This window comes from Amycolatopsis jiangsuensis (genome assembly GCF_014204865.1).
Classification (GTDB): Bacteria; Actinomycetota; Actinomycetes; order Mycobacteriales; family Pseudonocardiaceae; genus Amycolatopsis; species Amycolatopsis jiangsuensis.
The window spans coordinates 3481983-3508975 of sequence record NZ_JACHMG010000001.1 but is presented as its reverse complement, the minus strand read 5'-3'; the positions used below and the strand labels follow the sequence as shown (position 1 = coordinate 3508975).

General features: G+C 70.3%; 24 protein-coding genes. 12 read left to right on the top strand and 12 right to left on the bottom strand.

Annotated features, from left to right (window positions below; translation table 11 throughout):
* The first annotated feature begins 40 nt into the window (after positions 1-40).
* The gene (locus BJY18_RS15435; protein ID WP_184780643.1) at positions 41-1030 is read left to right on the top strand and encodes a YdcF family protein; all 990 of its coding nucleotides are present in this window, start codon (positions 41-43) and stop codon (positions 1028-1030) included.
* Between the two features lie 56 nt (positions 1031-1086).
* Here the strand turns inward: BJY18_RS15435 and BJY18_RS15430 are convergent, their stop codons facing one another.
* On the bottom strand, positions 1087-2643 hold the full coding sequence (locus BJY18_RS15430) for a DEAD/DEAH box helicase (protein ID WP_184780642.1): 1557 nt from the start codon (positions 2641-2643) through the stop codon (positions 1087-1089).
* Between the two features lie 231 nt (positions 2644-2874).
* On the opposite strand from BJY18_RS15430, the gene BJY18_RS15425 reads away from it, so the two are divergent.
* The gene (locus BJY18_RS15425) at positions 2875-4599 is read left to right on the top strand and encodes an acyl-CoA dehydrogenase family protein (RefSeq protein WP_184780641.1); all 1725 of its coding nucleotides are present in this window, start codon (positions 2875-2877) and stop codon (positions 4597-4599) included.
* A gap of 62 nt (positions 4600-4661) precedes the next feature.
* Here the strand turns inward: BJY18_RS15425 and BJY18_RS15420 are convergent, their stop codons facing one another.
* Entirely contained in the window at positions 4662-7073 is a 2412-nt protein-coding gene (locus BJY18_RS15420) for a Tex family protein (protein WP_221457750.1), read from the bottom strand.
* A 128-nt stretch (positions 7074-7201) separates the two neighbouring features.
* Here BJY18_RS15420 and BJY18_RS15415 point away from each other — a divergent pair, with 128 nt between their 5' ends.
* A complete protein-coding gene (locus BJY18_RS15415; protein WP_376774669.1) occupies positions 7202-8212 on the top strand; it encodes a chitinase in 1011 nt (336 codons plus the stop codon).
* Positions 8213-8227: 15 nt separating this feature from the next.
* Here BJY18_RS15415 and BJY18_RS15410 read toward each other — a convergent pair whose 3' ends face one another.
* Both BJY18_RS15410 and BJY18_RS15405 read right to left on the bottom strand, forming a co-directional pair.
* Positions 8228-9919, bottom strand: coding sequence for a GMC family oxidoreductase (locus BJY18_RS15410; RefSeq protein WP_184780639.1), 1692 nt, complete (start codon positions 9917-9919; stop codon positions 8228-8230).
* On the bottom strand, positions 9916-11373 hold the full coding sequence (locus BJY18_RS15405) for a flavin-containing monooxygenase (RefSeq protein ID WP_184780638.1): 1458 nt from the start codon (positions 11371-11373) through the stop codon (positions 9916-9918). The genes BJY18_RS15410 and BJY18_RS15405 overlap by 4 nt, the downstream gene beginning before the upstream one ends.
* 131 nt (positions 11374-11504) lie before the next feature.
* Here BJY18_RS15405 and BJY18_RS15400 point away from each other — a divergent pair, with 131 nt between their 5' ends.
* A complete protein-coding gene (locus BJY18_RS15400; protein WP_184780637.1) occupies positions 11505-12554 on the top strand; it encodes an AraC family transcriptional regulator in 1050 nt (349 codons plus the stop codon).
* On the opposite strand, the gene BJY18_RS15395 is transcribed toward BJY18_RS15400, so the two are convergent.
* A complete protein-coding gene (locus BJY18_RS15395) occupies positions 12481-13137 on the bottom strand; it encodes a TetR/AcrR family transcriptional regulator (protein ID WP_184780636.1) in 657 nt (218 codons plus the stop codon). The two genes, BJY18_RS15400 and BJY18_RS15395, sit on opposite strands and share 74 nt — an antisense overlap.
* A 153-nt stretch (positions 13138-13290) precedes the next feature.
* Here BJY18_RS15395 and BJY18_RS15390 point away from each other — a divergent pair, with 153 nt between their 5' ends.
* On the top strand, positions 13291-13530 hold the full coding sequence (locus tag BJY18_RS15390) for a hypothetical protein (RefSeq protein ID WP_184780635.1): 240 nt from the start codon (positions 13291-13293) through the stop codon (positions 13528-13530).
* A gap of 67 nt (positions 13531-13597) precedes the next feature.
* Entirely contained in the window at positions 13598-14158 is a 561-nt protein-coding gene (locus BJY18_RS15385; protein WP_184780634.1) for a GNAT family N-acetyltransferase, read from the top strand.
* A gap of 6 nt (positions 14159-14164) precedes the next feature.
* Here the strand turns inward: BJY18_RS15385 and BJY18_RS15380 are convergent, their stop codons facing one another.
* Genes BJY18_RS15380 through paaI form a run of 3 tightly spaced genes read right to left on the bottom strand, consistent with a single transcriptional unit; the run spans position 14165 to position 16430 of the window.
* Positions 14165-14758, bottom strand: a complete 594-nt coding sequence (locus tag BJY18_RS15380) for a TetR/AcrR family transcriptional regulator (protein ID WP_184780633.1) — start codon at positions 14756-14758, stop codon at positions 14165-14167.
* Positions 14755-16038, bottom strand: coding sequence for a phenylacetate--CoA ligase PaaK (gene paaK, locus BJY18_RS15375; RefSeq protein ID WP_184780632.1), 1284 nt, complete (start codon positions 16036-16038; stop codon positions 14755-14757). The genes BJY18_RS15380 and paaK overlap by 4 nt, the downstream gene beginning before the upstream one ends.
* Positions 16035-16430: a hydroxyphenylacetyl-CoA thioesterase PaaI gene (gene paaI, locus BJY18_RS15370; protein ID WP_184784632.1), complete on the bottom strand. Its 396-nt coding sequence runs from the start codon at positions 16428-16430 to the stop codon at positions 16035-16037. Before paaI ends, paaK begins: the two co-directional genes overlap by 4 nt.
* A 208-nt stretch (positions 16431-16638) precedes the next feature.
* On the opposite strand from paaI, the gene paaZ reads away from it, so the two are divergent.
* From paaZ to paaE, 6 genes are read left to right on the top strand one after another with little or no spacing between them, the layout of a single operon-like run.
* Positions 16639-18669 carry a phenylacetic acid degradation bifunctional protein PaaZ gene (paaZ, locus tag BJY18_RS15365; RefSeq protein WP_184780631.1) on the top strand — a complete coding sequence of 677 codons (2031 nt, stop codon included), beginning with the start codon at positions 16639-16641 and terminating at the stop codon, positions 18667-18669.
* Positions 18666-19607 carry a 1,2-phenylacetyl-CoA epoxidase subunit PaaA gene (paaA, locus tag BJY18_RS15360; RefSeq protein ID WP_184780630.1) on the top strand — a complete coding sequence of 314 codons (942 nt, stop codon included), beginning with the start codon at positions 18666-18668 and terminating at the stop codon, positions 19605-19607. Before paaZ ends, paaA begins: the two co-directional genes overlap by 4 nt.
* A complete protein-coding gene (gene paaB / locus BJY18_RS15355) occupies positions 19604-19888 on the top strand; it encodes a 1,2-phenylacetyl-CoA epoxidase subunit PaaB (protein ID WP_184780629.1) in 285 nt (94 codons plus the stop codon). Before paaA ends, paaB begins: the two co-directional genes overlap by 4 nt.
* A gap of 13 nt (positions 19889-19901) precedes the next feature.
* A complete protein-coding gene (gene paaC, locus BJY18_RS15350) occupies positions 19902-20759 on the top strand; it encodes a 1,2-phenylacetyl-CoA epoxidase subunit PaaC (RefSeq protein ID WP_184780628.1) in 858 nt (285 codons plus the stop codon).
* Positions 20753-21265 (top strand): 1,2-phenylacetyl-CoA epoxidase subunit PaaD, encoded by a 513-nt coding sequence (gene paaD, locus BJY18_RS15345; protein WP_184780627.1) that lies wholly within the window; start codon positions 20753-20755, stop codon positions 21263-21265. Before paaC ends, paaD begins: the two co-directional genes overlap by 7 nt.
* Positions 21266-22342 (top strand): 1,2-phenylacetyl-CoA epoxidase subunit PaaE, encoded by a 1077-nt coding sequence (paaE, locus tag BJY18_RS15340; protein ID WP_184780626.1) that lies wholly within the window; start codon positions 21266-21268, stop codon positions 22340-22342.
* Between the two features lie 7 nt (positions 22343-22349).
* Here the strand turns inward: paaE and BJY18_RS15335 are convergent, their stop codons facing one another.
* The 4 genes from BJY18_RS15335 to ccrA all read right to left on the bottom strand — a co-directional run bounded on the left by BJY18_RS15335 (position 22350) and on the right by ccrA (position 26992).
* Complete coding sequence (locus BJY18_RS15335; RefSeq protein ID WP_184780625.1) at positions 22350-23471, bottom strand: adenylate/guanylate cyclase domain-containing protein; 1122 nt, start codon at positions 23469-23471, stop codon at positions 22350-22352.
* A 3-nt stretch (positions 23472-23474) separates the two neighbouring features.
* The gene (locus BJY18_RS15330; protein WP_184780624.1) at positions 23475-23924 is read right to left on the bottom strand and encodes a universal stress protein; all 450 of its coding nucleotides are present in this window, start codon (positions 23922-23924) and stop codon (positions 23475-23477) included.
* A 352-nt stretch (positions 23925-24276) separates the two neighbouring features.
* A complete protein-coding gene (locus tag BJY18_RS15325) occupies positions 24277-25521 on the bottom strand; it encodes a chromosome segregation protein (protein WP_376774760.1) in 1245 nt (414 codons plus the stop codon).
* 130 nt (positions 25522-25651) lie between these two features.
* Positions 25652-26992: a crotonyl-CoA carboxylase/reductase gene (ccrA, locus tag BJY18_RS15320; protein WP_184780622.1), complete on the bottom strand. Its 1341-nt coding sequence runs from the start codon at positions 26990-26992 to the stop codon at positions 25652-25654.
* Between the last annotated feature and the right edge of the window lies 1 nt (position 26993).

Genomic DNA, 26993 nt, shown 5'->3' with positions numbered 1-26993 from the left:
GGTGAGCGGGCCGGGACGGCAACCGCGAGAATGCCTGATCATGGTCCCCGCTTTGTTCGCGCTGTTCACCGTTCTCGTGTTCGTGGTGCGCTTCGTCCGCGAACCACGACGGCTGGGGAACGCGGTGTGGTTCGCGATCGCGTTGCTGTTCACCGGGATGTGGCTGTTCAGCCTGCTGCAGCACGCCGGCTGGGCGCAGACCGTTGTCATCCTGGTGTGCGTGGCCGCCGCGGCCTTGGCAGCGCTGCTGCTGCCGTGGGCACTGATCGCGAACGGCGTGGTGATGCTCCGCCGCGAAGGCCGCCGGCCGGCGAACCTGCTGTCACTGCTGGCCGGGCTGGCGATGCTCGGCGTTTTCGCGCTCACAGTGAGCGGCCTGTTCTTCGCGAAACAGCCCTGGCTGCGCACGCTCGCCGTCTCGGCCCTGCTCGTGGCCGGTTACGTCGCTTTCGTGTTCACCGGCCTGGTGCTGTACTCGGTCCTCTACAGCCGGCTGAGCCGCAGGGCCCGCGCCGGTGCGGTGATCGTGCTCGGCTCCGGCCTGCTGGGTGATCGCGTGCCGCCGCTGCTGGCTAGCCGTCTGGATCGCGCGATGCAGGTTTCGCAACGCTCCCCGGAAACCCTGCTGGTGGTCTCCGGTGGCCAGGGGCCGGACGAGCTGACGTCGGAAGCCGCCGCGATGGCCGGATACCTGACCGAAGCCGGCGTCCCGCCGTCGCGGATCGTGCTCGAGGACCAGGCCACCACGACCGACGAGAACCTGCGCTTCAGCGTGGAACTGCTCGCGGGGCGCGGTTTCGAAGGGCGGGTGCTGGCGGTGACGAACAACTACCACGTGTTCCGGACGGCGGTACTGGCGCGCCGCCTGGGCCTGAAGCTGGACGTGATCGGCGCGAAGACCGCGTCGTACTTCGTGCCGAGCGCCTTCCTGCGGGAGTTCGTGGCCCTGCTCGCCCAGTACCGGAAAACCAACGCGGCAGCGCTGGTGGTGCTGGCCGGAGGGCCGGTGCTCCTTGCGGCCCTGGCCTGAGCTGGTCCCCGCCGAGCCACCGTCGTGCTCCGGTCAGGAGACCTTCCCGGAAGGTCTCAGCGGCCTGCCTGGCGGCGGCGCTCGGCCGAACCGGCACCGCCACGGCGGGCGCCGCTCGGCTGCGATTTCGCCGGACGGTTGCCGGTGCGCGTGGACCCGGGAGCGTCCGCCTGGGTGCGGCTTCGCTGCCCGCGTTGACCACCCTGTCCGGTCCGGACACTCCGGTGCTCGGACTGACCGACGCCGCCCTGGCCCGGCTGGGAACCGCGGCGGCCCCCGGTGCGATCCGGCGACCGGCGGGACTGGGCGTTCGTCCTCGCCGCCTGGCCGCCGCGGTTCTCCGACGGCTTTCCGCCGCGACCTCGGCCCCGGCCGGAGCCGGGGGCGGCTCCGGTGGCGGTCACCTTCGACGGCCGGGTGTCCACCACCGGCCGCCGGGACGAAGTGTCGAACGTGCGCTCGCCCGGGGCCAGCTCCGCCAGCAGCGGGTGGTCCGGCCCGATCCGCGTGGTGGTCGGCTTGATGCCGGCCTTGCGGGTCAGCGACCGGACGTCGGCCACCTGGGCGTCCGTCATCAGGGTCACCACGGTGCCCGACGCGCCGGCGCGGGCGGTGCGGCCGGAGCGGTGCAGGTAGGCCTTGTGCTCGACCGGCGGGTCGGCGTGGATCACCAGGGTCACGTCGTCCACGTGGATGCCGCGGGCGGCGATGTCGGTGGCCACCAGGGTCCGGGCGGTGCCGGACGAGAAGGCCGTGAGGTTCTTCGTCCGGGCGTTCTGGCCCAGGTTGCCGTGCAGCTCCACCGCGGGAACGCCCTGTGCCACCAGTTTCCGCGTCAGCGCCTTCGCACGGTGCTTGGTGCGGGTGAACACGAGGGTGCGGCCGGGCGCCGCGGTCAGGTCCACCAGCACCGGCAGCCGGTGCGTTTCCTCGAGGTGCAGGACGTGGTGGGTCATCGTCGTGACCGGCGACTGGGCCGAGTCGACGCTGTGCAGGACCGGGTCGTGCAGGAACTGCTTGACCAGCACGTCGATCCCGCCGTCCAGCGTCGCGGAGAACAGCATCCGCTGGCCGCGTTCGGGCGTGGCCGCCAGGATGCGCCGGACCTCGGGCAGGAACCCCAGGTCGGCCATGTGGTCGGCCTCGTCGAGGACGGTGATCTCGATGCGGTCCAGCTTCACCTCGCCGGACCGCATGTGGTCGGCCAGCCGGCCGGGGCAGGCCACCACGATGTCCACGCCGTCGCGCAGCCGGGTGATCTGCGGGCGCGCGCTCACGCCGCCGAAGATCGTGGTCGTCTTGAGGCCCAGCACCCGGCCCAGCGGCAGGATGGCGGCCTCGATCTGGGTGGCCAGCTCCCGCGTCGGCGCGAGGATCAGCGCCCGCGGGCGGCCCGGGCGGCGGCGGGTGGGACCGGCGGCCAGCCGCGCCAGCAGGGGCAGCACGAAGCCGTAGGTCTTGCCGGAACCGGTGCGGCCGCGGCCGAGCACGTCACGGCCCTCGAGCGTGTGCGGCAGGGTGGCGGCCTGGATCGGGAAGGGTTCGGTCACGCCTTGCGCGGCCAGCGCGTCCACGAGGGCGGTGGGCAGGCCGAGTTCGGTGAAAGTAGTCATCAGTGCGGCGGGCACGCCAGGTGCCCTGATCTCCATACTTGAGAGAAGGGTTGTCCTGCCCGGCGCGGACGAGGTGGCCGCGGCGCGTGGTAGTCGACAACGACGGCCCGAGGCAGAACTGAGCGGACCGTACCCACAGTCTAGCGTGCCGGCCCGCCGCGGCGCGCGTGAGTTTGCCCGCACCGGCCCGGCTTGCTAAGTTACCGGTCGGTAATCACGAGAGGTGGGCACATGAGCGCGACGTCGTTGCTGCTGAATCCGCACGCGTACGACCCACAGCGGTTCGACCAGGAGACCCGGCGGCTGCTGCGCGCCACGATCGACTGGTTCGAGGCACGTGGCAAGCGCAAGCTCACCGAGGACTACCACGATCGCGTCTTCTACGCCGACTTCCTCGAGTTCGCCGGGCGAGAGGGGCTGTTCGCCACCTTCCTCACGCCCGCGCCGGACTCCGCGGGCAATCCGGACAAACGCTGGGACACCAGCCGGATCGCGGCGCTGTCGGAGATCCTCGGCTTCTACGGCCTCAACTACTGGTATCCGTGGCAGGTCACCATCCTCGGCCTGGGCCCGGTGTGGCAGAGCGTGAACGGCGCCGCCCGGAAGCGGGCCGCGGACGCGCTCGCCGCGGGTGGGGTCGGCGCGTTCGGACTGTCCGAACGCGACCACGGCGCGGACATCTACTCGTCCGATCTGGTGCTCACGCCGGACGGCGCGGGCGGCTACCGCGCGAACGGCTCGAAGTACTACATCGGCAACGGGAACTGCGCGCGCACGGTGTCGGTGTTCGGCCGGATCGAGGGGGTCGAGGGGCAGGAGCAGTACGTGTTCTTCGCCGCCGACTCCGAGCATCCGGACTACCACGTGGTGAAGAACGTGGTGCCGTCCCAGATGTTCGTCGCCGAATTCCGGCTCGAGGACTATCCGGTACGCGCCGAGGACATCCTGCACACCGGCGCGGAGGCGTTCAGCGCCGCGTTGAACACGGTTAACATCGGCAAGTTCAACCTGTGCTTCGGTGGCATCGGCATGGCCACGCATTCGCTGTACGAGGCGATCACGCACGCGCACAACCGGGTGCTCTACGGCAAGCCGGTCACCGATTTCCCGCACGTACGACGGGAGTTCGTGGAGTCCTTCGTCCGGCTGGCGGGGATGAAGCTGTTCTCGGACCGCGCGGTCGACTACTTCCGCACCGCGGGTCCGGAAGACCGCCGCTACCTGCTGTACAACCCGATCACCAAGATGAAGGTGACCACCGAGGCGCAGAAGGTGATCGGCCTGGTCGCCGATGTGGTGGCGGCCAAGGGTTTCGAAGCGGACACCTATCTCGCGATGGCCAAGAACGACATCGACGGACTGCCCAAACTGGAGGGTACGGTCGCGGTGAACCTCGCGTTGATCGCGAAGTTCATGCCGGCGTACCTGTTCTCGCCGCAGGAGTATCCGGCGGTGCCGACCCGCGACGACGCTTCGGACGACGGGTTCCTGTTCCGCCAGGGGCCGGCGCGCGGACTGTCGAAAGTCCGTTTCCACGACTGGAAACCGGTCTACGAGAAGGCCGCGCGGATCCCGAACGTCGCCCGCTTCACCGAGCAGGCGCAGCTGCTCGTCCGCCTGCTCGCCGAGGCCACGCCGGACGAGGCGCAGCAGGCCGACCTCGACTTCGGGCTCGCGCTGACCGAACTGTTCACCCTTGTCGTCTACGGCCAGCTGATCCTGGAACAGGCCGAGCTGACCGGTCTCGAGGATGACGTGCTCGACCAGCTCTTCGCTGTGCTGGTACAGGATTTCAGCGCGGCCGCGGTGGATCTGCACGGCAAGGCGAGCTCCACCGGCAAGCAGCAGGAGCTGGCGCTGGCCGCGCTGCGCAAGCCGGTGGTGGACGACGAGCGGTTCGCCCGAGTGTGGGAGAAGGTGCGTGACCTTTCCGGGGCGTACGAAATGAATCCCTGACCTGCGCAGCGAAAAGGCCTCCTCACCGCAACCTGGGTGAGGAGGCCTTTTCCTCGAGGGTGTTACTTGCCGAAGCCGGCGCGGCGTAGTGCGTCTGCCATCGCGCCGCTGCCGCCGGAATCCCGGCGATTGCCGCCGCCGCGGTTCTGCTGCCCGCGACGCTGTCCGCCCTGACCGCCCTGGCCACCGTTGCCGCGATCCCGGCCGCCACCGCCACCGCCGCCGCGGCGTTCCCCGGACGAGGCACCCGGTTCGTCGTCCAGGCGCAGGGTCAGGGAGATCCGCTTGCGCGGCACGTCGACGTCGAGCACCTTGACCTTCACGATGTCGCCCGGCTTGACCACGTCACGCGGGTCCTTCACGAAGTTCTTCGACAGCGCCGACACGTGTGCGAGGCCGTCCTGGTGCACACCGACGTCGATGAACGCGCCGAACGCCGCCACGTTCGTGACCACGCCTTCCAGGCGCATCCCGGGCTTGAGGTCACCGATCTTGTCGACGCCTTCGGCGAAGGTCGCGGTCTTGAACGCCGGACGTGGGTCGCGGCCCGGCTTCTCCAGCTCCGACAGGATGTCGGTGACCGTGGGCAGCCCGAAGGTGTCGTCCACGAACTGCGTGGGCTGCAGCTTCTGCAGCGTGCGCGCGTTGCCGATCAGCTCACGGATCCCGCTGCCGGTGTGGTCGAGGATCCGCCGCACGACCGGGTAGGCCTCCGGGTGCACCGACGAGGCGTCGAGCGGGTCGTCGCCGTCCGGGATGCGCAGGAAGCCCGCGCACTGCTCGAAAGCCTTCGGGCCCAGCCGCGCGACGCCCTTGAGCGAGTCCCGGCTGCGGAACGGGCCGTTGCCGTCGCGGTGCGCCACGATGTTCTCGGCCAGCGAGGTGGTGATGCCGGAGACGCGGGTCAGCAGTGGCGCGGACGCGGTGTTGACGTCCACGCCGACCGCGTTCACGCAGTCCTCGACCACTGCGTCCAGCGACCGCGACAACGAGGTTTCCGGCAGGTCGTGCTGGTACTGCCCGACGCCGATCGACTTCGGGTCGATCTTCACCAGCTCGGCCAGCGGATCCTGCAGCCGTCGCGCGATCGAGACCGCGCCACGCAGTGACACGTCCATGCCCGGCAGCTCCTGGGAGGCGAATGCGGACGCCGAGTACACCGACGCGCCCGCCTCGGACACCACGGCCTTCGTGAGCTTCAGCTCCGGGTGTTTCTTGATCAGCTCCTGGGCGAGCTTGTCGGTCTCGCGCGAGGCCGTGCCGTTGCCGATCGAGATCAGGTCGACGTGGTGTTTCGCCGACAGCGCCGCCAGCTCGGCAATCGAGGCGTCCCATTTGTTCGCCGGCTGGTGCGGGTAGATCACGTGGGTGTCCACGACCTTGCCGGTCGCGTCCACCACGGCCACCTTCACCCCGGTCCGGAAGCCCGGGTCGAGGCCCATCGTCGCGCGCGTGCCTGCGGGCGCGGCCAGCAGCAGGTCACGCAGGTTCGCCGCGAACACCCGCACCGCGTCGTCCTCGGCCGACTGGCGCAACCGCATCCGCAGGTCGATGCCCAGGTGCAGGAGAATCTTCGTACGCCAGGCCCAGCGCACGGTGTCGCCGAGCCACTTGTCCGCCGGGCGGCCCTGCTGGGTCACCCCGAAGCGGGCGGCGATGCGCTGCTCGTAGTCGGTCGGGCCGACCTGCGGTTCCTCGGTGGGCTCCGCGGCCTCCATGGACAGGTCGAGGACTTCTTCCTTCTCGCCACGCAGCATCGCCAGGATCCGGTGCGACGGGAGCTTGGTGTAGGGCTCGGAGAAGTCGAAGTAGTCGGAGAACTTCGCGCCGTCGGTCTCCTTGCCGGACCGGACCTTCGAGGCCAGGTGCCCCTCGGTCCACATCTTCTCGCGCAGCTCGCCGATCAGGTCGGCGTCCTCGGCGAACCGCTCGACCAGGATCGAGCGCGCGCCGTCGAGCGCGGCCTGCGCGTCCGCGACGCCCTTGTCCGCGTCCACGAACACCGCCGCGGCCGCCTGCGGCTCCGTCGACGGATCGCTCAGCAGGCCGTCGGCCAGCGGCTCCAGCCCGGCCTCGCGGGCGATCTGCGCCTTGGTCCGCCGCTTCGGCTTGTAGGGCAGGTAGATGTCCTCCAGCCGGGACTTGGTGTCCGCGGCGAGGATCTGCGCCTCCAGCGCCTCGTCCAGCTTGCCCTGGCCGCGGATCGACTCCAGGACCGCGACCCGCCGCTCGTCGAGTTCCCGCAGGTAACGCAGCCGCTCCTCGAGCGTGCGCAGCTGCGCGTCGTCCAGCATCCCGGTGACTTCCTTGCGATACCGGGCGATGAACGGCACGGTCGATCCCTCGTCGAGGAGACCGACGGCGGCCTTGACCTGTCCTTCGCGCACCCCCAGTTCTTCGGCGATCCGCTGCTCGACCGACTGCACGCTCACTACCCGGCTCCTGCTCCGTCTGCGGTTGCTCCGAGCCTGCATTCTGCCGTCCGCGACCCCCGGCGTCGCGGATGGCCCCCGGCAACGGCCTACGGACGTAGGGTTGACATCCCGTATTGGTCTAGTCCACCTTGGGACGATCTTCCTCACCGTCGTGGAGGTGCTTCCCGTTGTCCCCAGAACGGTCCCGCCGGCTCAGGCCGGTTTTCCTGTCCCTGCTGGCCGTCATGGCCACCCTGCTCGGCATCACCGTGGCCACCGGCAGTGCCACGGCCGCCGAACCGAGAGCGGACGTGCCCAAGCACGCGCTCACCGGGTACTGGCAGAACTTCGTGAACGACGCGAAGCCGCTCAAGCTCGCGGACGTGCCGGAGCAGTACAACATCGTCGCGGTGGCCTTCGCCGACGCGACCGGCAAGCCCGGTGAAGTGAACTTCACCCTCGATCCGGACCTGTCCTCGGCGCTCGGTGGCTACACCGACGACCAGTTCCGGGCCGATGTCAAGACCCTGCAGTCCCGTGGCCAGAAGGTGATCATCTCGGTCGGCGGCCAGAACGGCACGATCAGCGTCGGCGACTCGGCGTCCGCGGACGCCTTCGCGGGCTCGATCACGTCGCTGATCTCCGACTACGGTTTCGACGGCGTCGACATCGACCTGGAGAACGGCGTCAACGCCGAGTTCATGGGCCAGGCCCTGCACGCCATCCACGATGGCGGCGGTTCGGTGATCACCATGGCACCGCAGACCATCGACATGCAGTCCGACCAGGCCGGCTACTTCCAGCTGGCACTGAACACCAAGGACATCCTGACCGTCGTCAACATGCAGTACTACAACTCCGGCACGATGAACGGCTGCGACGGCAAGACCTACTCCCAGGGCAGCGTCGACTTCCTGACCGGGCTCGCCTGCATCCAGCTCAAGGGCGGCCTGCGGGACGACCAGGTGGCCCTCGGCCTGCCCGCGACCAACGCCGCGGCCGGTGGCGGCTACCAGGATCCGAAGAACGTCGTCTCCGCGCTGAACTGCCTGGCCAAGACCAGCGACTGCGGTGACTACAAGCCGGACGCGACCTACCCGAACATCCGTGGCGCGATGACCTGGTCGATCAACTGGGACGCCTCGTCGGACTACGGGTTCGCGAACACCGTGAGCGCGGGGCTGGCCGACCTGCCCTGACGTGGTGCGGGCCGGTCACCGACCGGCATCGTGCAGTGGCAGCCGCAGCGCCCCGGGCGCGGCGGACGGTACGGCGGGTGAGTGCGGCACGACCGGGCTCACCCGCCGGTACCGCTGTCCGAGCGCGGGCCGTGGATCGGGCTCGCCGTGGTTCGGCCAGAACGCCATCGCCCGCTCGGCCTGCGCGGTGATGGTCAGCGACGGGTTCACGCCCAGGTTCGCCGAGATCGCCGAACCGTCCACCACGTGCAGGCCCGGATGTCCGTACAGCCGCTGGTACGGGTCCACGACGCCGGTCTCCGGTGAGTCGCCGATCGCGCAGCCGCCGATGAAGTGACCGGTGAGCGGGATGTTCGCCAGGTCCGTCCAGGCACCTTGGGGCAGTCCGCCGATCTTGCCGGCGACGCGGCGGGTCACCTCGTGCCCGGCCGGGATCCAGTCCGGGCTCGGTTCGCCGGTGCCCTGTTTCGTCGTCATCCGCCTGCCGAGCAGGCCGCGCCGGGTGTAGGTGGTCACGGAGTTGTCGAGCGTCTGCATCACCAGCAGGCCGATCATCCGCTCCGACCAGCGCCGCGGATTGTGCAGCCGTGGCAGGTGCCGCCAATTCCGGGCCAGTTCCCGCAGTCCCAGCACCCATCGGCGCTTGCCGTCCTGTGCGTCCACCAGCACGGTCGCCATCAGGCCGAGCAGGTTGCTGCCCTTGCCGTAGCGCACCGGTTCGACGTGCGTGACGGCGTCCGGATGGATCGAAGACGTGATCGCGACGCCCCGCGTGTAGTCGGTGTCCGTGCGCAGCGAACGCGCGGCGAGGATGGCCTCGGAGTTGGTGCGGGCCAACACGCCCAGTCGCGGCGAGAGACCGGGCAACGTGCCGGTGTCGCGCATCCGGTGCAACAGCCGTTGCGTGCCCAGCGAAGCCGCGGAGAAGACGACTTGCCGGGCGGTGAAAGTCCGCCGTCCTTTTCGGACCCAGCGGCCGGTGCGTTCGGTGTCCACCGCGTAGCCGCCGTCGATCGGGCGCACGGACACCACGGTCGTCAGCGCGTGCACGCGCGCGCCGGCTTTTTCAGCCAGGTACAGGTAGTTCTTCACGGTGGTGTTCTTCGCCCCGACGCGGCAGCCGGTCATGCACTCACCGCACTGGGTGCACCCGCGCCGAGCCGGTCCCGCGCCGCCGAAGAACGGGTCGAGTGTCTGCTCACCGGGCCGTTCGCCGAAGTACACGCCGACCGGGGTGCGCCGGTAGGTGTGCCCGATGCCCAGGTCGACGGCGACCTCGCGCAGCACCTCGTCGGCCGGCGTGGTGAACGGGTTCTCGAGCACGCCGAGCATGCGTTTGGCCTGGTCGTAGTAGGGCGCCAGCTCGGCTTTCCAGTCGGTGATGTGCGCCCACTGCGGATCGGCGTAGAAGGTGTCCGGCGGTTCGTAGAGCGTGTTCGCGTACACCAGCGAACCGCCGCCGACGCCCGAACCGCTCATGATGAACGTGTTGCGCAGCAAGGTCAGCCGCTGGATCCCGTAGCAGCCGAGCTTCGGCGCCCACAGGTACTTCCGCAGGCGCCACGAGGTCTTGGCGAACTCGTCGTCGGCGAAGCGGCGGCCGGTCTCCAGCACCCCCACCCGGTAGCCCTTCTCGGTCAGCCGCAGCGCGGTCACGCTGCCGCCGAAGCCGGAGCCGACGACCACCACGTCGTAGTCGAAGTTCATGCCACCACCCGGTAGTCCGCGGGGTCGAAGGTGCGGGTGCGCCGGTCGTACTCGGTGACCAGGCCGGGCCAGTTGGTGCTCACGCGACCGTCGGGCTGCCGGTACCAGCTCGTGCACCCGGTCCAGACACTGCTGCCGAGGCGCCGCTGCAGCTCCCGGTCGTAGCGTTCCTCGACGTCCTCGCGCACGTCCAGATAGGACACTCCGGGCCGGGCGAGCACCTGCACCGCCTGGCGCAGGTAACGGGCCTGGCGCTCCAGCAGGTAGACGATGGATCCGGTGCCGAGGTTGGTGTTCGGGCCGTAGACGCAGAAGAGATTCGGGAATCCGGGCACGGTCAGGCCGAGGTAGGCCCGTGCGCCGTCGCGCCAGGTCTGCGCGAGTGACCGGCCGCCGAGGCCGAGCACCTTCATCGGGCCGAGGAACTCCGTCGCCTTGAACCCGGTGCCGTGGATCAGCACGTCGGCTTCGTGCTCGGTCCCGTCCGCGGTGCGTACCCCGCGCGGGGTGATCTCGCGGATCGGGTCGGTGACCACGTCGACGTTCGGCTGCGCCAGCGCGGGCAGGTAGTCGTTGGCGAACAGGATCCGCTTGCAGCCCATGGGATAGTCCGGCTTGAGCCGGCGCCGCAGCGCCGGATCCTTGACGTGGCGGCGGCGCAGCTGCGCGGTCCGCAGCTCGAACGGCTTGATCAGCCACGGGTGCCCGGCCAGCGCGTAGCTCGCGTACTCGGCGAGCAGGAAGATCCGCACCCGGCCGAGCAGCTGCGTGGCCGGCACCCGGCGGAACAGCCACTTCTGCCAGCGCGCGTACCGGGTGTCGTGCCGGGCCAGGATGTAGGGCGGGTTGCGCTGGAAGACCGTCACCTTCGCCGCGCGTTTGCGGATCTCCGGGACGAACTGCACCGCGCTCGCGCCGGTTCCGATCACCGCGACGCGCTTGCCCTCCAGTGAGACGTCGTGGTCCCACTCCGCGGAGTGGAACGCCGGTCCGGCGAAGCTTTCGCGGCCGGGGATCGAGGGCAGCGCGGGCCGGGAGAGCTGGCCGACGGCCGGGACGAACACCGTGGCCTCGAAGGTCTCGCCCTGCGCGGTTTCCACGCGCCAGCGGTCTTGGTCGAACGCGGCGGTGGTGACCTCGCGGCCGTAGCGGATGTGCTTGTCGATGCCGTACTTCTCGATCACGTGCTTGAGGTAGGCGTGGATGTCGCGCTGCCCGGAGTAGCGCCGCGGCCAGAACGGGTTGGGCTCGAAGGAGAACGAGTACAGCGGCGAGGGCACGTCACAGGCCGCGCCGGGATAGGTGTTCTCGCGCCACACGCCACCCGGCTCCTGCGCGCGCTCCAGGACCGTGAAGTCGTGGAAGCCGGCCCGCTTCAGCTCGACGGCCGCGCCGATCCCGCCGAACCCGGTGCCGACGATCAGCACCGATGGCGTCCCTGCCGTATCACCCATTCCCCGAAGCTACCCAGGCCCTTCTCCGCGGCGGAAGGCTGCGAACGGTCAGTGAATCGAGAATTCCGGCCAGGTGCGGGTCCGCCGGGTACCGGTCGACGCGACGCGGGTCCTGATCCATAATTCCGGCCATGACCGAGCTGGCCGCCCCCGCGATCCGGGACTGGGACTACCCGCGCGGCACCGCGAGCGTGCTGCTCATGCTGCGGTTCGCCGAGGAACGCGGGATTGCGCCCGAACGGCTGCTGCCCGCAACGTCGCCGGAGGAGCTGCGTGCCCCGGAACGGCAGCTCGACGCCCACCAGGAGCTGGCCGTGGTGCGCGCGCTGTGCTCGACGGCAGGCTCCGGAGACGACGTCGCGCTCGATCTCGGCAGCCGCTATCGCGCGTCCACTTTCGGCATCTTCGGGTTCGCCTGCATCAGCAGCACGACCATGCGGGACGCGATGGAGTTCGCGCTGCGGTATCTGGACCTGAGCTTCACCTTCTGCATCCCGCACGTCGAGCTGGACGGCGACGGCGTCGGACTGGTCCTGGACGACGCGCGGGTTCCCCCAGACGTGGCGCGGTTCCTGGTCCTGCGTGACCTTTCCGCGATCCACACGGTGATGCGGGACCTGCTTCCGGACATCTCGTTGCGGCGTCTGGAGTTCCGGCATCCCGTACCGGACACTGTGGATTCCTATGTGGACGTTTTCGGGCTGGCCCCCGAGTTCGGCGCACAGCAGCACCGGGCGACGCTGGACCCGGCGCTGCTGGACCGCCCGCTGCCGCAGGCCAACGACCAGACCGTGGCGTTGTGTGCCGCGCAGTGCGACGAGCTCGTCGCCCGCCGCCGTAGGCGGTCGGGTACCGCGCAGCTGGTGCGGGAACGGCTGGTGCGGCTCGGCGGGGTGGACGCCGGGATGGACGCGATCGCGCGGCAGCTGACGATGAGCGCCCGGACGTTGCGCCGCCGCCTGACCGAGGCCGGCACCGGCTACCGTCAGCTGCTGGACGAGGTCCGGCACGCGCTGGCCGAGGAAATGCTGAACACCGGCGTGCTGTCGGTGGAGGATGTCGCGCTGCGCCTGGGGTACGCGGAGGCGTCCAGCTTCATCTACGCGTTCAAGCGGTGGACGGGGACGACTCCGGCCGCGTACGTCCGGCGCTCGGTTCCGCGAGTACCGCCGGGTAGGTGACCTCGAGCAGCTGCACCAGTGATTCGACGAGGAAGGTGCGCAACTCCGGACGCTGCAGCGTGCCGCGGACCAGCCATTCCCGGGACGCGGCCCGCAGCATTCCGCCGTAGGCGCGGATCATCGCGCGCAGTGGGGTACGGCCGTGCGCGACGTCGGTCATCAGCGCCGCGGAAAGCACGCGGTCGGCGGCGATTTCGTCCGCTTCGAGCACGATCCGTTCCACCTCCGGATCGTGCGCGGCGGCCTCCGGGCCGATCACGGTGAGCCAGGCGTCGCGGTTGCGCTCCACCACGTCGATCCAGCGGTCGATGCCGACCGTGAGCCGGGCCCGGACCGGCCCGTCGGGCAACGCGTCGACCACCGGTGCGGGCACGATCATCAGCTGCCGCACCACTTCCAGGTACAGCTCGCGTTTACCGCCGAAGTAGTGGTTGATCAGCGGCCGGGCCACCCCGGCCGCCTCCGCGATGTCCGAAGTGGACACCGTGGAGTAGCTGCCGGCCCCGAAGCAGGTGCGTGCCGCGGCCAGGATTTCGGCCCTGCGCTGCGCCGGTTCGAGCCGGCGGCGGGGTCCGCCTGTCATCCGGCCAGCCTCGCCGCCGGTGACCGCGGTTGTCAACCGGGCGGGCACCTGGTCCTCCGCGGGCGGTGCCGTTACCCAACCGGAACGGCGTGCGGGTAACTTCCCCGCCCCGCCGTGCGACGGATCGAGCGAACGCCCACGGTCAGGAGCACGATGGACGGTAGTGAACACAGCCCGGGCAGGTCCGGGCGCCGGGCCTCGGTGTGCCTCCAGCGCCGGCACGTCCGCTGCGACGGTGCCGCGCTGTCCTACGCGGGTATCCTGATCAGCCGCTACGACAACGGGGAGCTGGTCGCGCAGCGCTGGATCCCGCTCGGTGCCGACCCGAGCGAGGAGGACGACGAACTGCTCATCGAACAACTGCGGGCGGCGTTGCTGTGGCAGGCCGACTGAGTAAGTCCGTGGACGGCGCGGCGGCACCCGGTGACACTGGTTCCTCCCGCGGAGAAAGGTACCGCCCGTGCACGTGGTTCTGGAAACCGAGCGGCTGCGGTTGCGACGGTTCACCGAAGCCGACGTGGACACGCTGGTCGAGCTGGACCGCGATCCGGCGGTGATGCGGTTCCTGACCGGGAACCCCACCCCGCGTGCGGAGATCGCGGAGCGGGTACTGCCCGCGATCCTGCGCGACTACGCACTCGGGCCGGCCGGGCGCTGGGCCGCGCACGATCGTTCGGACGGGCAGTTTCTCGGCTGGCTGTCGTTGCAGCCGCCGGCCGACGGCGGTACCACCGAGGTGGAGCTCGGCTATCGGCTGAAAGCCTCGGCCTGGGGTCGCGGTTACGCCACCGAAGGATCCCGCGCGCTGATCGGCCGGGGATTCGCCGAACTGGGCGTGCAGCGGGTCTGGGCGCAGACCATGGCGGTCAACCTGGCTTCCCGGCGCGTGCTGGAGAAGGCCGGACTGGCCTACCTGCGCACCTTCCACCCGCAGTTCGACGATCCGCTCCCGGGCACCGAAGAGGGCGAGGTCGAATACGAGCTGTGGCGGGCGGACTGGCAGGCCCGCCACGGCGGGTGAGCGGCGTCAAGCGCGCAGCCCCTCGAAAGCCATCTTGCAGACCGCGTCCGCCAGGTCGGTGGCCGGGGAGTCACGGCGGGGCCGGTACCACTCGATGAGCGAGTTGACCGTGCCGAACAGCAGCCGGGCCGCGACGGCGGGGTCGAGGTCCGGCCGGACGTCGCCCTCGGCTTCCGCCTGTTTCACCAGGTCGGTCACGAGGTGGTCGAACTCGCGGCGGCGGGCCAGCGCGGCACGCTCGACCTTCGTGTTGCCGCGCACACGCAGCAGCAGCGTCACGAACGGCAGCCGGTCGGCGAGCACCAGCACGCTGCCGCGTACGAGGTGCTCCAGCCGCTCGATCGCGGGCCCGGCCAGCTCGGCGGTCTCGTCCGCGACCGCGAACAGCCCGTCCAGTGCCCGGTCCACCGCCAGCCGCAGGAGCTCCTCCTTGCCCGGCACGTGGTGGTAGATGGCGGATTTCGTGATGCCCAGCTTGCGGGACAGGTCCTCCATGCTGGTCCCGTCGTACCCACGCTCGTTGAACAGCTTCGCCGCCACCTGCAACAGCGATTCGAGGTCGTAGCCGGGCCGCCCGCGCCGGGCCGGGCCGGTGCTCATCCGCGGGCCCGTTCGTCGAGCACCCGGCGCATCTTGCCCAGCGATCGCTCCAGCGTGTCCGGATCGACGACCTCGACCGTCACGCTGACCCCGACCCCGTCCTTGACGCCCGCGATGAGTGCCGCCGCCGCGGTGTCCCGGTCCGCGCCGGACGCGTCGCGGGCGGCCTCGACCCGTACGGTCAGGTGATCCAGCCGGCCACGGGTGGAGCGCACGAGCTGGAAGTGCGGGCTGAGCGCGGCGGTGCGCAGCACGATCTCCTCGATCTGCGTGGGGAACACGTTCACCCCGCGCAGGATGATCAGGTCGTCGCTGCGTCCGGTCACCTTCTCCATCCGCCGGAAAGCCGGGCGCGCGGTGCCCGGCAGCAGCCGGGTCAGATCCCGCGTGCGGTAGCGGATGACCGGCAGCGCCTGCTTGGTCAGCGACGTGAACAGCAGCTCGCCCTGGGCGCCGGAGGGCAGGACCTCCTCGGTGAACGGGTCGATCACCTCCGGGAAGAAGTGATCCTCCCAGATGTGCAATCCGTCCTTGGTTTCCGCGCACTCCTGCGCCACCCCCGGCCCCATCACCTCGGACAGCCCGTAGATGTCCACCGCGTCGAGGGCGAACCGCTCCTCGATCTCCGCGCGCATCTGCTCGGTCCACGGCTCCGCGCCGAAGATGCCGACCTTCAGCGAGGTCGCCCGCGGATCCACGCCCTGGTGCTCGAACTCGTCCAGCAGTGTCAGCATGTACGACGGGGTGACCATGATGATCTCCGGCCGGAAGTCGGTGATCAGCTGCACCTGCCGCGCGGTCATCCCACCCGAGGCCGGAATCACCGTGCAGCCCAGCTTCTCCGCGCCGTAGTGCGCGCCGAGGCCGCCGGTGAACAGGCCGTAGCCGTAGGCCACGTGCACCTTGTGCCCGGGCCGCCCACCCGCGGCGCGGATCGACCGGGCCATCACGGTGGCCCACACGTCCAGATCGCTCTCGGTGTAGCCGACCACGGTCGGCTTCCCGGTGGTGCCGCTGGAGGCGTGCAGCCGCCGGACGTCCTGCTGCGGCACGGCGAACATGCCGAACGGGTAGTTGTCCCGCAGGTCGGCTTTGGTGGTGTAGGGGAACTTCGCGAGGTCGGTCAGCTCGGTGCAGTCGCTCGGGTGCACCCCGGCGTCGTCGAACTTCGTGCGGTAGAAGGGCACGTTGTCGTACGCGTGCCGCAGGGTCCACTGCAGCCGCTCCAGCTGGAGGGCCGCGAGCTCGTCCGCGCTCAGTTTCTCGGCGCTGTCTCTCATGCGTTTTCCCGGGTCTTCTCGATGACGCGGCTGCGGCCGCGGAACTCGGCGACGACCTCGGGACCGTCGGGGGTTTCCCGGTGCACGGTGACGTCGTAGATGCCGTTGCGGCCGTAGCGGGTGCGCTCGGCGGCGGTGGCGACGAGGCGGTCGCCCAGCCGTCCGGCCGCGACGAACGAGATTTCCGCGCCGGAGGCGACTGTCACCGGTCCGTGGGAGTTGCACGCGCAGGCGAACGCGGTGTCGGCGAGCAAGAACAGGTACCCGCCGTGCGCGATCGCATGGCCGTTGACCATCGATTCGGTGATCGTCATGGTGACCACGGCCCGGCCGTCGCCCGCTTCGGCGAGTTCGATGCCGAGCGCGCGGGAGGCCTCGTCGACCTCGAACATGGTGTGTGCGGCGTTGCGTGTCACAGCGGCGGCGACCCTCCTGCGCGGTGCGTAACTTACTGACCGAATGGCCGGTAATTCGCGGATGCGCTCAGTAAAAGCGGGTTACCCCGCGCTGTCAAGCTTCCCTGGGCTTCCGATCGGGCGCGCAACCGGCTACCATGCGAATTACTGAACGTCCGGTTGGTAATTCGGCGAGAGGGTCGGCATGGGTTTGCTCCGCAGCTACGTCTCGGGGGGATGGCACACGGCGCCGGACGAGGGCGCCCCGTTGCACGACGCGGCGACCGGCGAGGAGGTCGCGCGCATCTCCTCGAAGGGGGTGGACTTCGCCCGCGCGCTGGAATATGGCCGCCGCGTCGGTGGTCCTGCGCTTCGTGAGCTGACGTTCCACCAGCGTGCCGCGCTGCTGAAGTCGCTCGCCTCGCACCTGCGTGAGCACCGTGACGAGCTGTACGCGCTGTCCGCGAGGACCGGTGCCACGCTGGGTGATTCCAAGTTCGACATCGACGGCGGCATCGGAGTCCTGTTCAGCTACGCCTCGAAGGGCAAGCGAGAGCTGCCGAACGACACCGTGTACGTCGAGGGTGCGGTGGAGCCGCTGAGCAAGGGCGGCACATTCGTCGCCCAGCACATCGCCACACCGCTGCGTGGGGTCGCGGTGCAGATCAACGCCTTCAACTTCCCGGTGTGGGGTCCGCTGGAGAAGTTCGCGCCCGCGTTCCTCGCCGGCGTGCCCAGCCTGGTCAAGCCGGCCAGCCAGACCGCCTACCTCACCGCGCGGCTGGTCGAGCTGATCGTCGAGTCCGGCATCCTGCCGGAGGGCTCGCTGCAGTTCGTCGCGGGCAGTGCCGGTGACCTGCTCGACCACGTCACCGCGCAGGATCTGGTGTCGTTCACCGGTTCCGCGTCCACCGCGCAGAAGCTGCGGGCACATCCGGCGGTCGTGCGCAACGCGGTCCGGTTCAACGCCGAAGCCGATTCGCTGAACTGCTCGATTCTCGCGCCGGACGCGCGGCCGAGCACACCGGAGTTCGACCTGTTCGTCAAGCAGCTCGTCACCGAGATGACGGTCAAGGCGGGCCAGAAGTGCACGGCCATCCGCCGCGCGTTCGTGCCGGCCGAGATGCTGGACGACGTCGCCGCCGCGGCGAGTGCGCGGCTGGCGAAGGTGACCGTGGGCAACCCGTCGTCCGAAGGTGTCCGGATGGGGGCGCTGGCCAGCCTGGAGCAGCGTGAGGAGGTCCGCCGTTCGCTGAAGGCGCTGCTCGACGCGGGTAGTGTCGTGTTCGGCGATCCGGAGCACGTCGACGTGGTGGACGGGGACGAGGCGACCGGCGCGTTCCTGTCGCCGGTGCTGCTCAAGGCCGATCCGGAGCGGGCCGAACCGCACGAGGTCGAGGCGTTCGGTCCGGTGTCGACGCTGCTGCCCTACACCTCGGTCGAGCAGGTGGTCGAGCTGGCCGCACGGGGTGGCGGGAGCCTGGCCGGATCGATCGTGACCGGGGACCCGGAGTTCGCGCGGCAGGTCGTGCTCGGCGCCGCGCCCTACCACGGCCGGCTGCTCGTGCTGGATTCCGAAGACGCGAAGGAGTCCACCGGGCACGGTTCGCCGATGCCGCAGCTGGTGCACGGTGGTCCGGGACGCGCCGGCGGCGGTGAGGAGATGGGCGGCATCCGCGGGGTGCTGCACCACCTGCAACGCACCGCCGTGCAGGGCAGCCCCACGGTGCTGAGCGCGGTGACCGGCCGCTGGGTCGCCGGCGCGCCGCGGACCGAGGACGACGTGCATCCGTTCCGCAAGTCGCTCGCGGAGCTGAAGATCGGCGACAGCGTCACGGCGGGGCCCCGCACCGTGTCGCAGTCCGATGTGGACCACTTCGCCGAGTTCACCGGCGACACCTTCTACGCGCACACCGATCCCGAGGCTGCGGCGGCGAACCCGCTGTTCGGCGGGATCGTGGCACACGGCTACCTGGTCGTGTCGTTCGCCGCGGGGCTGTTCGTCTCGCCCGAACCGGGACCGGTGCTGGCCAACTACGGGCTGGAGAACCTGCGGTTCCTGACGCCGGTGAAGGTCGGCGACTCGCTGACCGTCACGCTCACGGCCAAGCAGATCACCCCGCGGATCGACCAGGACTACGGCGAGGTCCGCTGGGACGCCGACGTGACGAACGCCGACGGTGACTCGGTGGCCAAGTACGACGTGCTCACCCTCGTCTCGAAGGAGCAGCCGTGACCGCTGTGGCAGAGCCCGAACTGGAAGCGCACTTCGAGCACACCATCGAACGCGACCAGCGCATCGAGCCGCGGGACTGGGTGCCCGAGGGCTATCGCAAGACCATGATCCGGCAGATCGCGCAGCACGCGCATTCGGAGATCATCGGCATGCAGCCCGAGGGCAATTGGATCACCCGCGCCCCCTCGTTGCGGCGCAAGGCGATCCTGCTCGCGAAGGTGCAGGACGAGGCCGGGCACGGGCTGTACCTGTACTCGGCCGCGGAAACCCTGGGCACCGACCGCGCCGAGCTGACCGGGAAGCTGATCACCGGCGGGCAGAAATACTCGTCGATCTTCAACTACCCGACGCTGACTTTCGCCGACGTCGGCGTGATCGGCTGGCTCGTGGACGGCGCGGCGATCTGCAACCAGGTGCCGCTGTGCCGGTCGTCCTACGGGCCGTATGCGCGGGCGATGATCCGGATCTGCAAGGAGGAGTCCTTCCACCAGCGCCAGGGCTACGAGCTGCTGATGACCATGATGAAGGGCACCGAGCAGCAGCGGCAGATGGTGCAGGAGGCGGTGGAGCGCTGGTGGTGGCCGTCGCTGATGATGTTCGGCCCGCCGGACGCCGATTCGCCCAACACCGCGCAGTCGATGGCCTGGAAGGTCAAGCGGCACACCAACGACGAACTGCGGCAGCGCTTTGTCGACATGTCCGTGCCGCAGGCCGAGGCGCTCGGCGTGCGGTTCCCGGACCCGGACCTGCGCTGGAACGCCGAACGCGAGCACTACGACTTCGGCGCAGTCGACTGGGACGAGTTCAAGAACGTGTTGAAGGGCAACGGCCCGTGCAACGCGCAGCGGGTCGCGCACCGGCGCCGCGCGCACGAGGACGGCGCGTGGGTGCGTGAGGCTGCCGTGGCTCACGCGGCGAAGAAAGAGGTTTCGGCATGAAGCACGACTGGCCGCTGTACGAGGTGTTCGTGCGCGGCAAGCGCGGGCTGAACCACGTGCACGTCGGCTCGCTGCACGCCGCCGACCACGAGATGGCCCTGCACCACGCGCGAGATCTCTACACCCGGCGCAACGAGGGCGTGTCCATCTGGGTGGTCAAGGCGGAGGACATCACCGCGTCGTCGCCGGACGAGAAGGATCCGTTCTTCGCGCCCAGCGGGGACAAGGTCTACCGGCACCCGACGTTCTACGACATTCCCGACAACGTTCCGCACATGTAAAGGGTGTCGTGCTGTGTCTTTCGATAACGTCTACGAAGCCATCACCGAGGACAACGACGCGCGCTGGGCGTTCGGCAGCGGGTTCGAGGACCCGCTGTCCGGAGTGGACACGTCCGTACCGTCCGGAGTGGACGGTGCACGGCTGGCTGCCTACTGCCTGATGCTGGGGGACGACGCGCTGATCTTCTCGCACCGGCTGCAGGAGTGGGTCACCCACGCGCCGGAGCTGGAGGACGAGGTCGCGATCGCGAACGTCGGCCTCGACCTGCTCGGGCAGGCCCGGCTGCTGCTCGCCCGCGCAGGCAAGGCGGACGGCTCCGGCCGGACCGAGGACGAGCTGGCGTTCCTGCGCGGTGAGCAGGAGTTCCGCAACGTGCGCCTGGCCGAGCTGGGCGGCGGCCACTTCGGGCACCTGATAGCGCGGCTGTTCGTGTTCGCCACCTGGCGGCTGGCCTTGTTCCAGCGGCTCGAGTCCAGTGTGGACCCGGTGCTCTCGTCGATCGCGGTGAAAGGGGTCAAGGAGCTGACCTACCACCGCGACTACGCGGCGCAGTGGCTGGTCCGGCTCGGCGACGGCACGCCGTTGTCCCGCGAGCGCATGCAGGAGGGCCTGGACGAGGTCTGGCCGTACGTGGACGAGCTGTTCGCCATGCATCCGGACGAGCTGGTGGACGCCGCGACGCTGCGTCCGGAGTTCGATGCAGTGCTGGATCAGGCGTTTGCGGTGGCCACTGTGGACCGTCCGGAGCGCGGGCCGATCGCCGGCGTGTCCGGGCGGACCGGCCGCGACGGCGTGCACACCGAGCGGATGGGCTTCCTGCTCGCCGAGCTGCAGAGCGTGGCACGTGCGATGCCGGGGGCGAAATGGTGACCACCGAAGCGTTTCCTGCCACGGCCGCCAAGGTGGCCGCCACCGTGACCGATCCCGAGCTGCCGATGCTGACCCTGGCCGACCTCGGCGTGCTGCGTGAAGTGTCCGAAAAGGACGGCCGCGTCACGGTGGCGATCACGCCGACGTACACCGGTTGCCCGGCCATGGACACCATGCGGGACGACCTGGAGCACGCGCTGCGTGGCGCGGGCTACACCGAGATCGACATCCGTACCGTGCTGGAGCCGGCGTGGACGTCGGACTGGATCAGCGAGCACGGCCGGCGGAAGCTGGCCGAGGCCGGGATCGCGCCGCCGGGTGCCGCGCCGCGCCGGGCGGAGGGGCCGATCCCGTTGACCCTCGGCCCGTCCGTGCGCCGGGTGGCCTGCCCGCACTGCGGTTCGCCCGACACCGAGGAACAGTCCCGGTTCAGCGCCACGGCGTGCAAGGCGTTGCGGCGCTGCCGAAGCTGTCTCGAGCCGTTCGAACACGTCAAGGAGATCTGAGTGACCGCCACAGTTTCCCGGCGTACCGGCTTCCATCCGCTGCGGGTGGCCGCTGTCGAGCGGCTCTGCGACGACGCCGTGGCGGTCACCTTCGACGTGCCCGCCGAGCTGGCCGAGACCTACGCCTTCGCGGCCGGCCAGTCACTCACGCTGCGCCGGGTCGTCGACGGCCGCGACGAGCGCCGCTCGTACTCGATCTGCGCCGCGGCGGGGGAGCGGCCGCGAGTGGGCGTGCGGCTCGTCCCGGACGGGGTGTTCTCGAGCTGGCTGGTCAACGAGGTGCGGCCCGGCGACACCATCGACGTCGGCGCCCCCACCGGATCGTTCACCCCGGATCTCACCGCGGGCGGGCACCACGTGCTGATCGCCGCCGGCTCGGGCATCACGCCGGTGCTGTCCATCGCCGCTTCGCTGCTGGCGGCGCCGGACGCCACGGTCACGGTGCTGTACGGCAACCGCCGCACCGACACGGTGATGTTCGCCGATGAGCTGGCCGATCTGAAGGACCGCCACCCGGCCCGGCTGGAGCTGGTGCACGTGCTCTCCCGCGAACCCCGGGAGGCCGAGCTGTTCACCGGCCGGCTCGACACGGACAAGCTGGCGGCACTGTTCGGCTCGCTGATTCCGGTGGAGGACGTGGACCACTTCTGGCTGTGCGGCCCGTTCGGCATGGTCAGCGGCGCGCAGGAGCTGCTCGCCGGGCTCGGCGTGCCCGAGGACAAGGTGCACCAGGAACTGTTCTATGTGGACGAGGTCCCGCCGGAGCCGGTGAAGCACGTCGACCCGGCGGTGGCCGGTGCGTCCTCGGAAGTCACCCTGGTGCTGGACGGCCGCTCGACCACGATGAGCCTGCCGCGTGAATCGTCGGTGCTGGACGGCGCGCAGCGCTTCCGGCCCGACCTGCCGTTCGCCTGCAAGGGCGGGGTGTGTGGCACCTGCCGGGCGAAGGTCGTGGCGGGCGAGGTGGATCTGCGCCGCAACTTCGCGCTCGAGAAAGCCGAGGTGGCCGCCGGTTTCGTGCTGACCTGCCAGTCCTTCCCGGTCTCGGACCGGGTGACCGTCGACTACGACGCCTGAGGCTCCCTCACGGATTACGGCGGCGCCGCCTGCCGCGCGAGCCGATCGTGAGGTCCTCGCCGGTTTCCGGGGGTTCGGGGTTGTCCCGGGTCGTCTCGTCCAGGCCGAGCATTTCCGCGGCGCGTTCCTGCGACGAGGCGAACCGGCCGGTCGGCCGCTCGCGTCCCCGCCGCAGCGCGGACGGGCGCAGCCGGTGGTAGCCGCGCACGGCGACCGGGCGGCGGCTGCGAAGCTCGAAGCGCGCCAGCGGTTCCAGCTCGCCCGCGAGTGCGCGGTCGACCAGCACCGTGCCGGGGCGGGCGAGCGAGGTGAGCCGGGCGGCCACGTTCACCACCGAGCCGTACACGTCGCCGAACCGCGACAGCACCCGTCCGGACGCGAGGCCGGCACGGACCGCGGGGAGTTCGCCGGTACCGGTGCGCTCGGCGAGGGTGAGCGCGATTTCCCCGCCGTCGGCGGGAGAATCGGTCACGAACAGCACCTCGTCGCCGATCATCTTCACGACCCGGCCGTGGTGGTCGGCGATCACCTCGGCGGCCAGCGTCTCGAACGAGTCGAGCACCCGGCTCAGCTCCTCCTCGTCGACCTGCCGGGTCAGCCGGGTGTAGCCGACCATGTCGACGAAGCCGACGACCTGCGTGCGGGACTCGAGGTCCTCCTCCGCGTTCGCGAACGCGCGGCCGGCGTAGGCGGCCAGGTGCCGGCGCCAGACGTAACTCTGCACCCGCTCCAGTTCGGGCAGCAGCCCCTCCACGAGCCGGGTGACCTGCGGCTCGTTGCCCGCGAGGTCCGGATTCTCGGTGATCAGCTCCCACAGCATCCGGACCTGCCATTCGGCCAGCCGCGAAAGGTGCTGGCCGAGCGCGCGGGTGACCGCGACCTCGAGACCGGGTTCGACCAGCCCCGACTGCACGAGCTGGTCGGCCGTGCGCATCGCCTCGACGTCGGCGTCGGTGAACACCACCTCGTCGTCTTCGACGGTCGCGAACCCGAGCGCCCGCCACAGCCGGCGTGACCGTTCCTCGGGCACGCCGGCCAGCTTCGCCACGTCGAGGCGGGTGTAGCGGCGAGGGCCGCCCAGCAGCGCGCCTTCGAGGCGCTGCTGCAGATCGCGGCTGGATTCCGGCACGGCTCAGGTGGTGTGCACGATCAGCACGTCGACGCCGGATTTCCGGGCGACCTCGGCCGGTACGGAACCGAGGAGCCGCCCGGCGAGGGTGTTGAGCCCGCGGTTGCCGACCACGAGCAGATCGGCCGAACGCTCGCGGACCACCTTGCGCAACGCGTCCACCGGCTCACTCTCGAGCGCCAGCGTTTCGATGTTCGCGGCACCGGCCTTCGCCGCCCGGTCGCGGGCGCTCTGCAGGGTGTCCTCGGCGGGCGCCGACCCGACCACCTGGTAGGCCTCGTCGCCGAGTTCGTCCTGCGCCCGCTCGACGTCCTGACGGCTGGCGGGGTGGTAAGCGCACACGACGACCAGCGTCGCCGAGGCGTCGGCGGCGACCCCGGCCGCCCGATCCACCGCGGCGAACGACGAGTCGGACCCGTCCGTACCGACCACCACGGTCCGATAGACAGCCATCCACAACCTCCCGGAGCTCGGCTCAGACGGGCCGGCGCGGCCCCTTAGCGAGCGTAGGTTACTCGCCAGTCGGTTTCTCTGCCCAGCGTGGTCGCGGCGAGATTCCTGCCGGTCAGCCGGAGGGGAGCGTCAGCAGGCCGCGGTACCGGCTCGGGAGAACGTGACGTCCGGCTCGGCCTGCCCTCCCGAGACGGCTCGCAGCCCGGCAGCCGACGCGTCGAGCCCAGCCGCGGGAGTCCGGCCCGAAGAGCAGCCGGCCGGCTCCGGCGAACTCCAGCACCGGCAAGGGAAGTCTCGTAGAACAGCTCCCGCAGCTTCCTGCGGGTGACCCCGGCCGGATTCGATACAGCCCCTAGGACTGCGCCTTCGGCACGTCCGAAGCCCGGATCCGGACGGTCTTCTCGACGTCGGATTCCGGCGACGGCTTGCTCTGGTGACCGCGGTTCGGGCCGGACGGTCCGGGTTTGGTGCCCGGCTTGCCGTGCCCCGCGCCGGTGGGCTTGGCCGGGCCGGAGGCGCCTGCCTTGGCGGCGCCCTGGCCACCGGTGCCCGGCTTGGCCGAACCCGGTTTCCCGGGCCCGTCCGGTGCTTCGCCGGCGACCGCGGCCTTGATGTCGGCCGGGACCTCGGCGTCGGTTTCCCCGAGCACGTGGTGCGCTTCGGCCAGCACGGTACGGGCGGAGCGGACCTGCTCGGCGAGGCTGGAGCGGACCGAACGCAGTGCCTCGACGCGCTCGTTGGCCTGGGTGATCCGGCGGTTGGACTCGTCGGTCGCGGTGCGCACGCGGCGGCGGGACTCGTCGGCGGCCTCGGCCAGCCGGGCGTTCGCCTCGGTGATGGAGTCCTGCTTGCGCTTGTTGGCGTCCGCGACCGACTCGCGCTGGCGGCGCTCGATGTCGGCCTTCGCGGTCGTCTCCTCCTCCAGCACCTTCGCGCGGATCGCGGCCGCGTCCTCGGCGGCCTCGCGCACGCGGCGCTCGGCCTCGGACTTGCTGGCCGCCTCCTGCTCGGCCAGCACCCGCATCGCCTCCGCGCGGCGGGTGGCCATCGCGATCTCGAAGTCCTCCTCGACCTGCGTGCGGCGGGCCTCGGACTCACTGTCGAGCCGGCGGCGCTCGGCGTCGGCCTCGTCGGTGATCCGCTTCGCCTCGGCGCGGGCGTCCTCCAGCACCTTGCGGTGCTCGGCCTCCATCTCCTTGCGCCGCAGGTCGAGTTCGGTCAGCAGCTGCTCGTAGCGGGCCCGCATGGCGCTCGCGTCGGTCTCCGCCTTGGCCCGGATGTGCCCGGCCTCCGCCTCGGCACGCGCCCGCGTGTCGGCAGCCTCGTCCTGGGCCAGCCGCAACATCCGCTGCAGCCGCTCGGACAGGCCCTCGACGCTCGTCGGCGGCTGCGCCAGCCGGTCCACCTGGCCGCGCAGATCGGCGATCTCGCCGCGTGCGGTCTCCAGCTGCCGGGCCAGGTCGCCGGACTGGCCGATGGCGGCGTCCCGGTCGGCGGTGAGCATCTTCAGATCGCCGTCGAGCCGTTCCAGATGCTCGTCGACCTGTGCTCGGCTGTACCCGCGCTTCGCCACGTCGAAGCCGGCTCCCAGCGGCACCAGCTCCCGTTCCTCGCCAAGGCTCATGGCCCTACCGTAGTCGCTGCGGGGTCACGGACGGGTGAGCACCCACGGCCGTCCGGCCGCCCGTGCGCCGAGCGGCCGAACGCGGTAGGCCGATGGTCGCCGTTCAGGCGTCGCGGAAGGCGTTGATCGCGTCAACGTGCTTCGCGCGCAGCTGTCCGTCGCGGACGCCGAGGCCTTCCTCCGGCGCCAGCGCGAGCACGCCGACCTTGCCCTGGTGCGCATTGCGGTGCACGTCCAGCGCGGCCTGCCCGGTCTCCTCGAGCGGATAGGTCCTCGACAGCGTCGGATGGATCAGGCCCTTGGCGATCAGCCGGTTGGCCTCCCACGACTCGCGGTAGTTCGCGAAGTGCGAGCCGATGATCCGCTTCAGGTTCATCCACAGGTACCGGTTGTCGTACTGGTGCAGGTAGCCCGAAGTGGACGCGCAGGTGACGATCGTGCCGCCCTTGCGCGCGGCGTACACCGAGGCCCCGAACGTCTCCCTGCCCGGATGCTCGAACACGATGTCCGGATCGTCGCCGCCGGTCAGCTCGCGGATCTTCGCGCCGAACCGCTGCCATTCACGGGAATCCTGCTCGTGGTCGTCCTTCCAGAACCGGTAGCCCTCCGCGGTGCGGTCGATGATCAGCTCGGCACCCATTTTCCGGCAGATCGCGGCCTTCTCCGGACTGGACACCACGCACACCGGGATCGCTCCGCCGTTCAGCGCGTACTGCGTGGCGTACGAGCCGAGCCCGCCGGAGGCACCCCAGATCAGCACGACGTCGCCCTGTTTGAGGTCGGCCCCGTTGCGGGAGACGAGCTGGCGGTAGGCGGTGGAGTTGACCAGCCCGGGAGAGGCGGCCTCCTCCCACGTCAGGTGGGTGGGTTTCGGCATCAGCTGGTTGGCCTTCACGAGCGCGATCTCGGCCAGCCCGCCGAAGTTCGTCTCGAAGCCCCAGATCCGCTGCTCGGTGTCGAGCATCGTGTCGTTGTGCCCGTCCGGGCCCTCCAGCTCCACGTTGAGGCAGTGCGCCACCACCTCGTCGCCGGGTTTCCAGTTGTGCACGCCGGCGCCGGTGCGCAGCACCACGCCGGACAGGTCCGAGCCGACCACGTGATACGGCAGGTCGTGCCGCTTCGCCAGCGGCGAGAGCCTGCCGTACTTTTCGAGGAACTTGAACGTGGGGATCGGCTCGAAGATCGACGTCCACACGGTGTTGTAGTTGATCGCGCTCGCCATCACCGCGACCAGCGCCTCGCCCGGACCGAGCTCGGGCACCGGGACCTCGTCCACGTGCAGGGAACGGCGCGGGTCCTTGTCCTGGCTGGACAGGCCCTCGAACATGCCGACGTCCTCGGCGTGCACGGTCACCCCGCGGTAACTCTCCGGTACCGGCAGCCCGGCGAGTGCGTCGAGGTCGTCGTTCAGGATCGCCTGCCGGATTTCGTCGAGCTGCGTCATC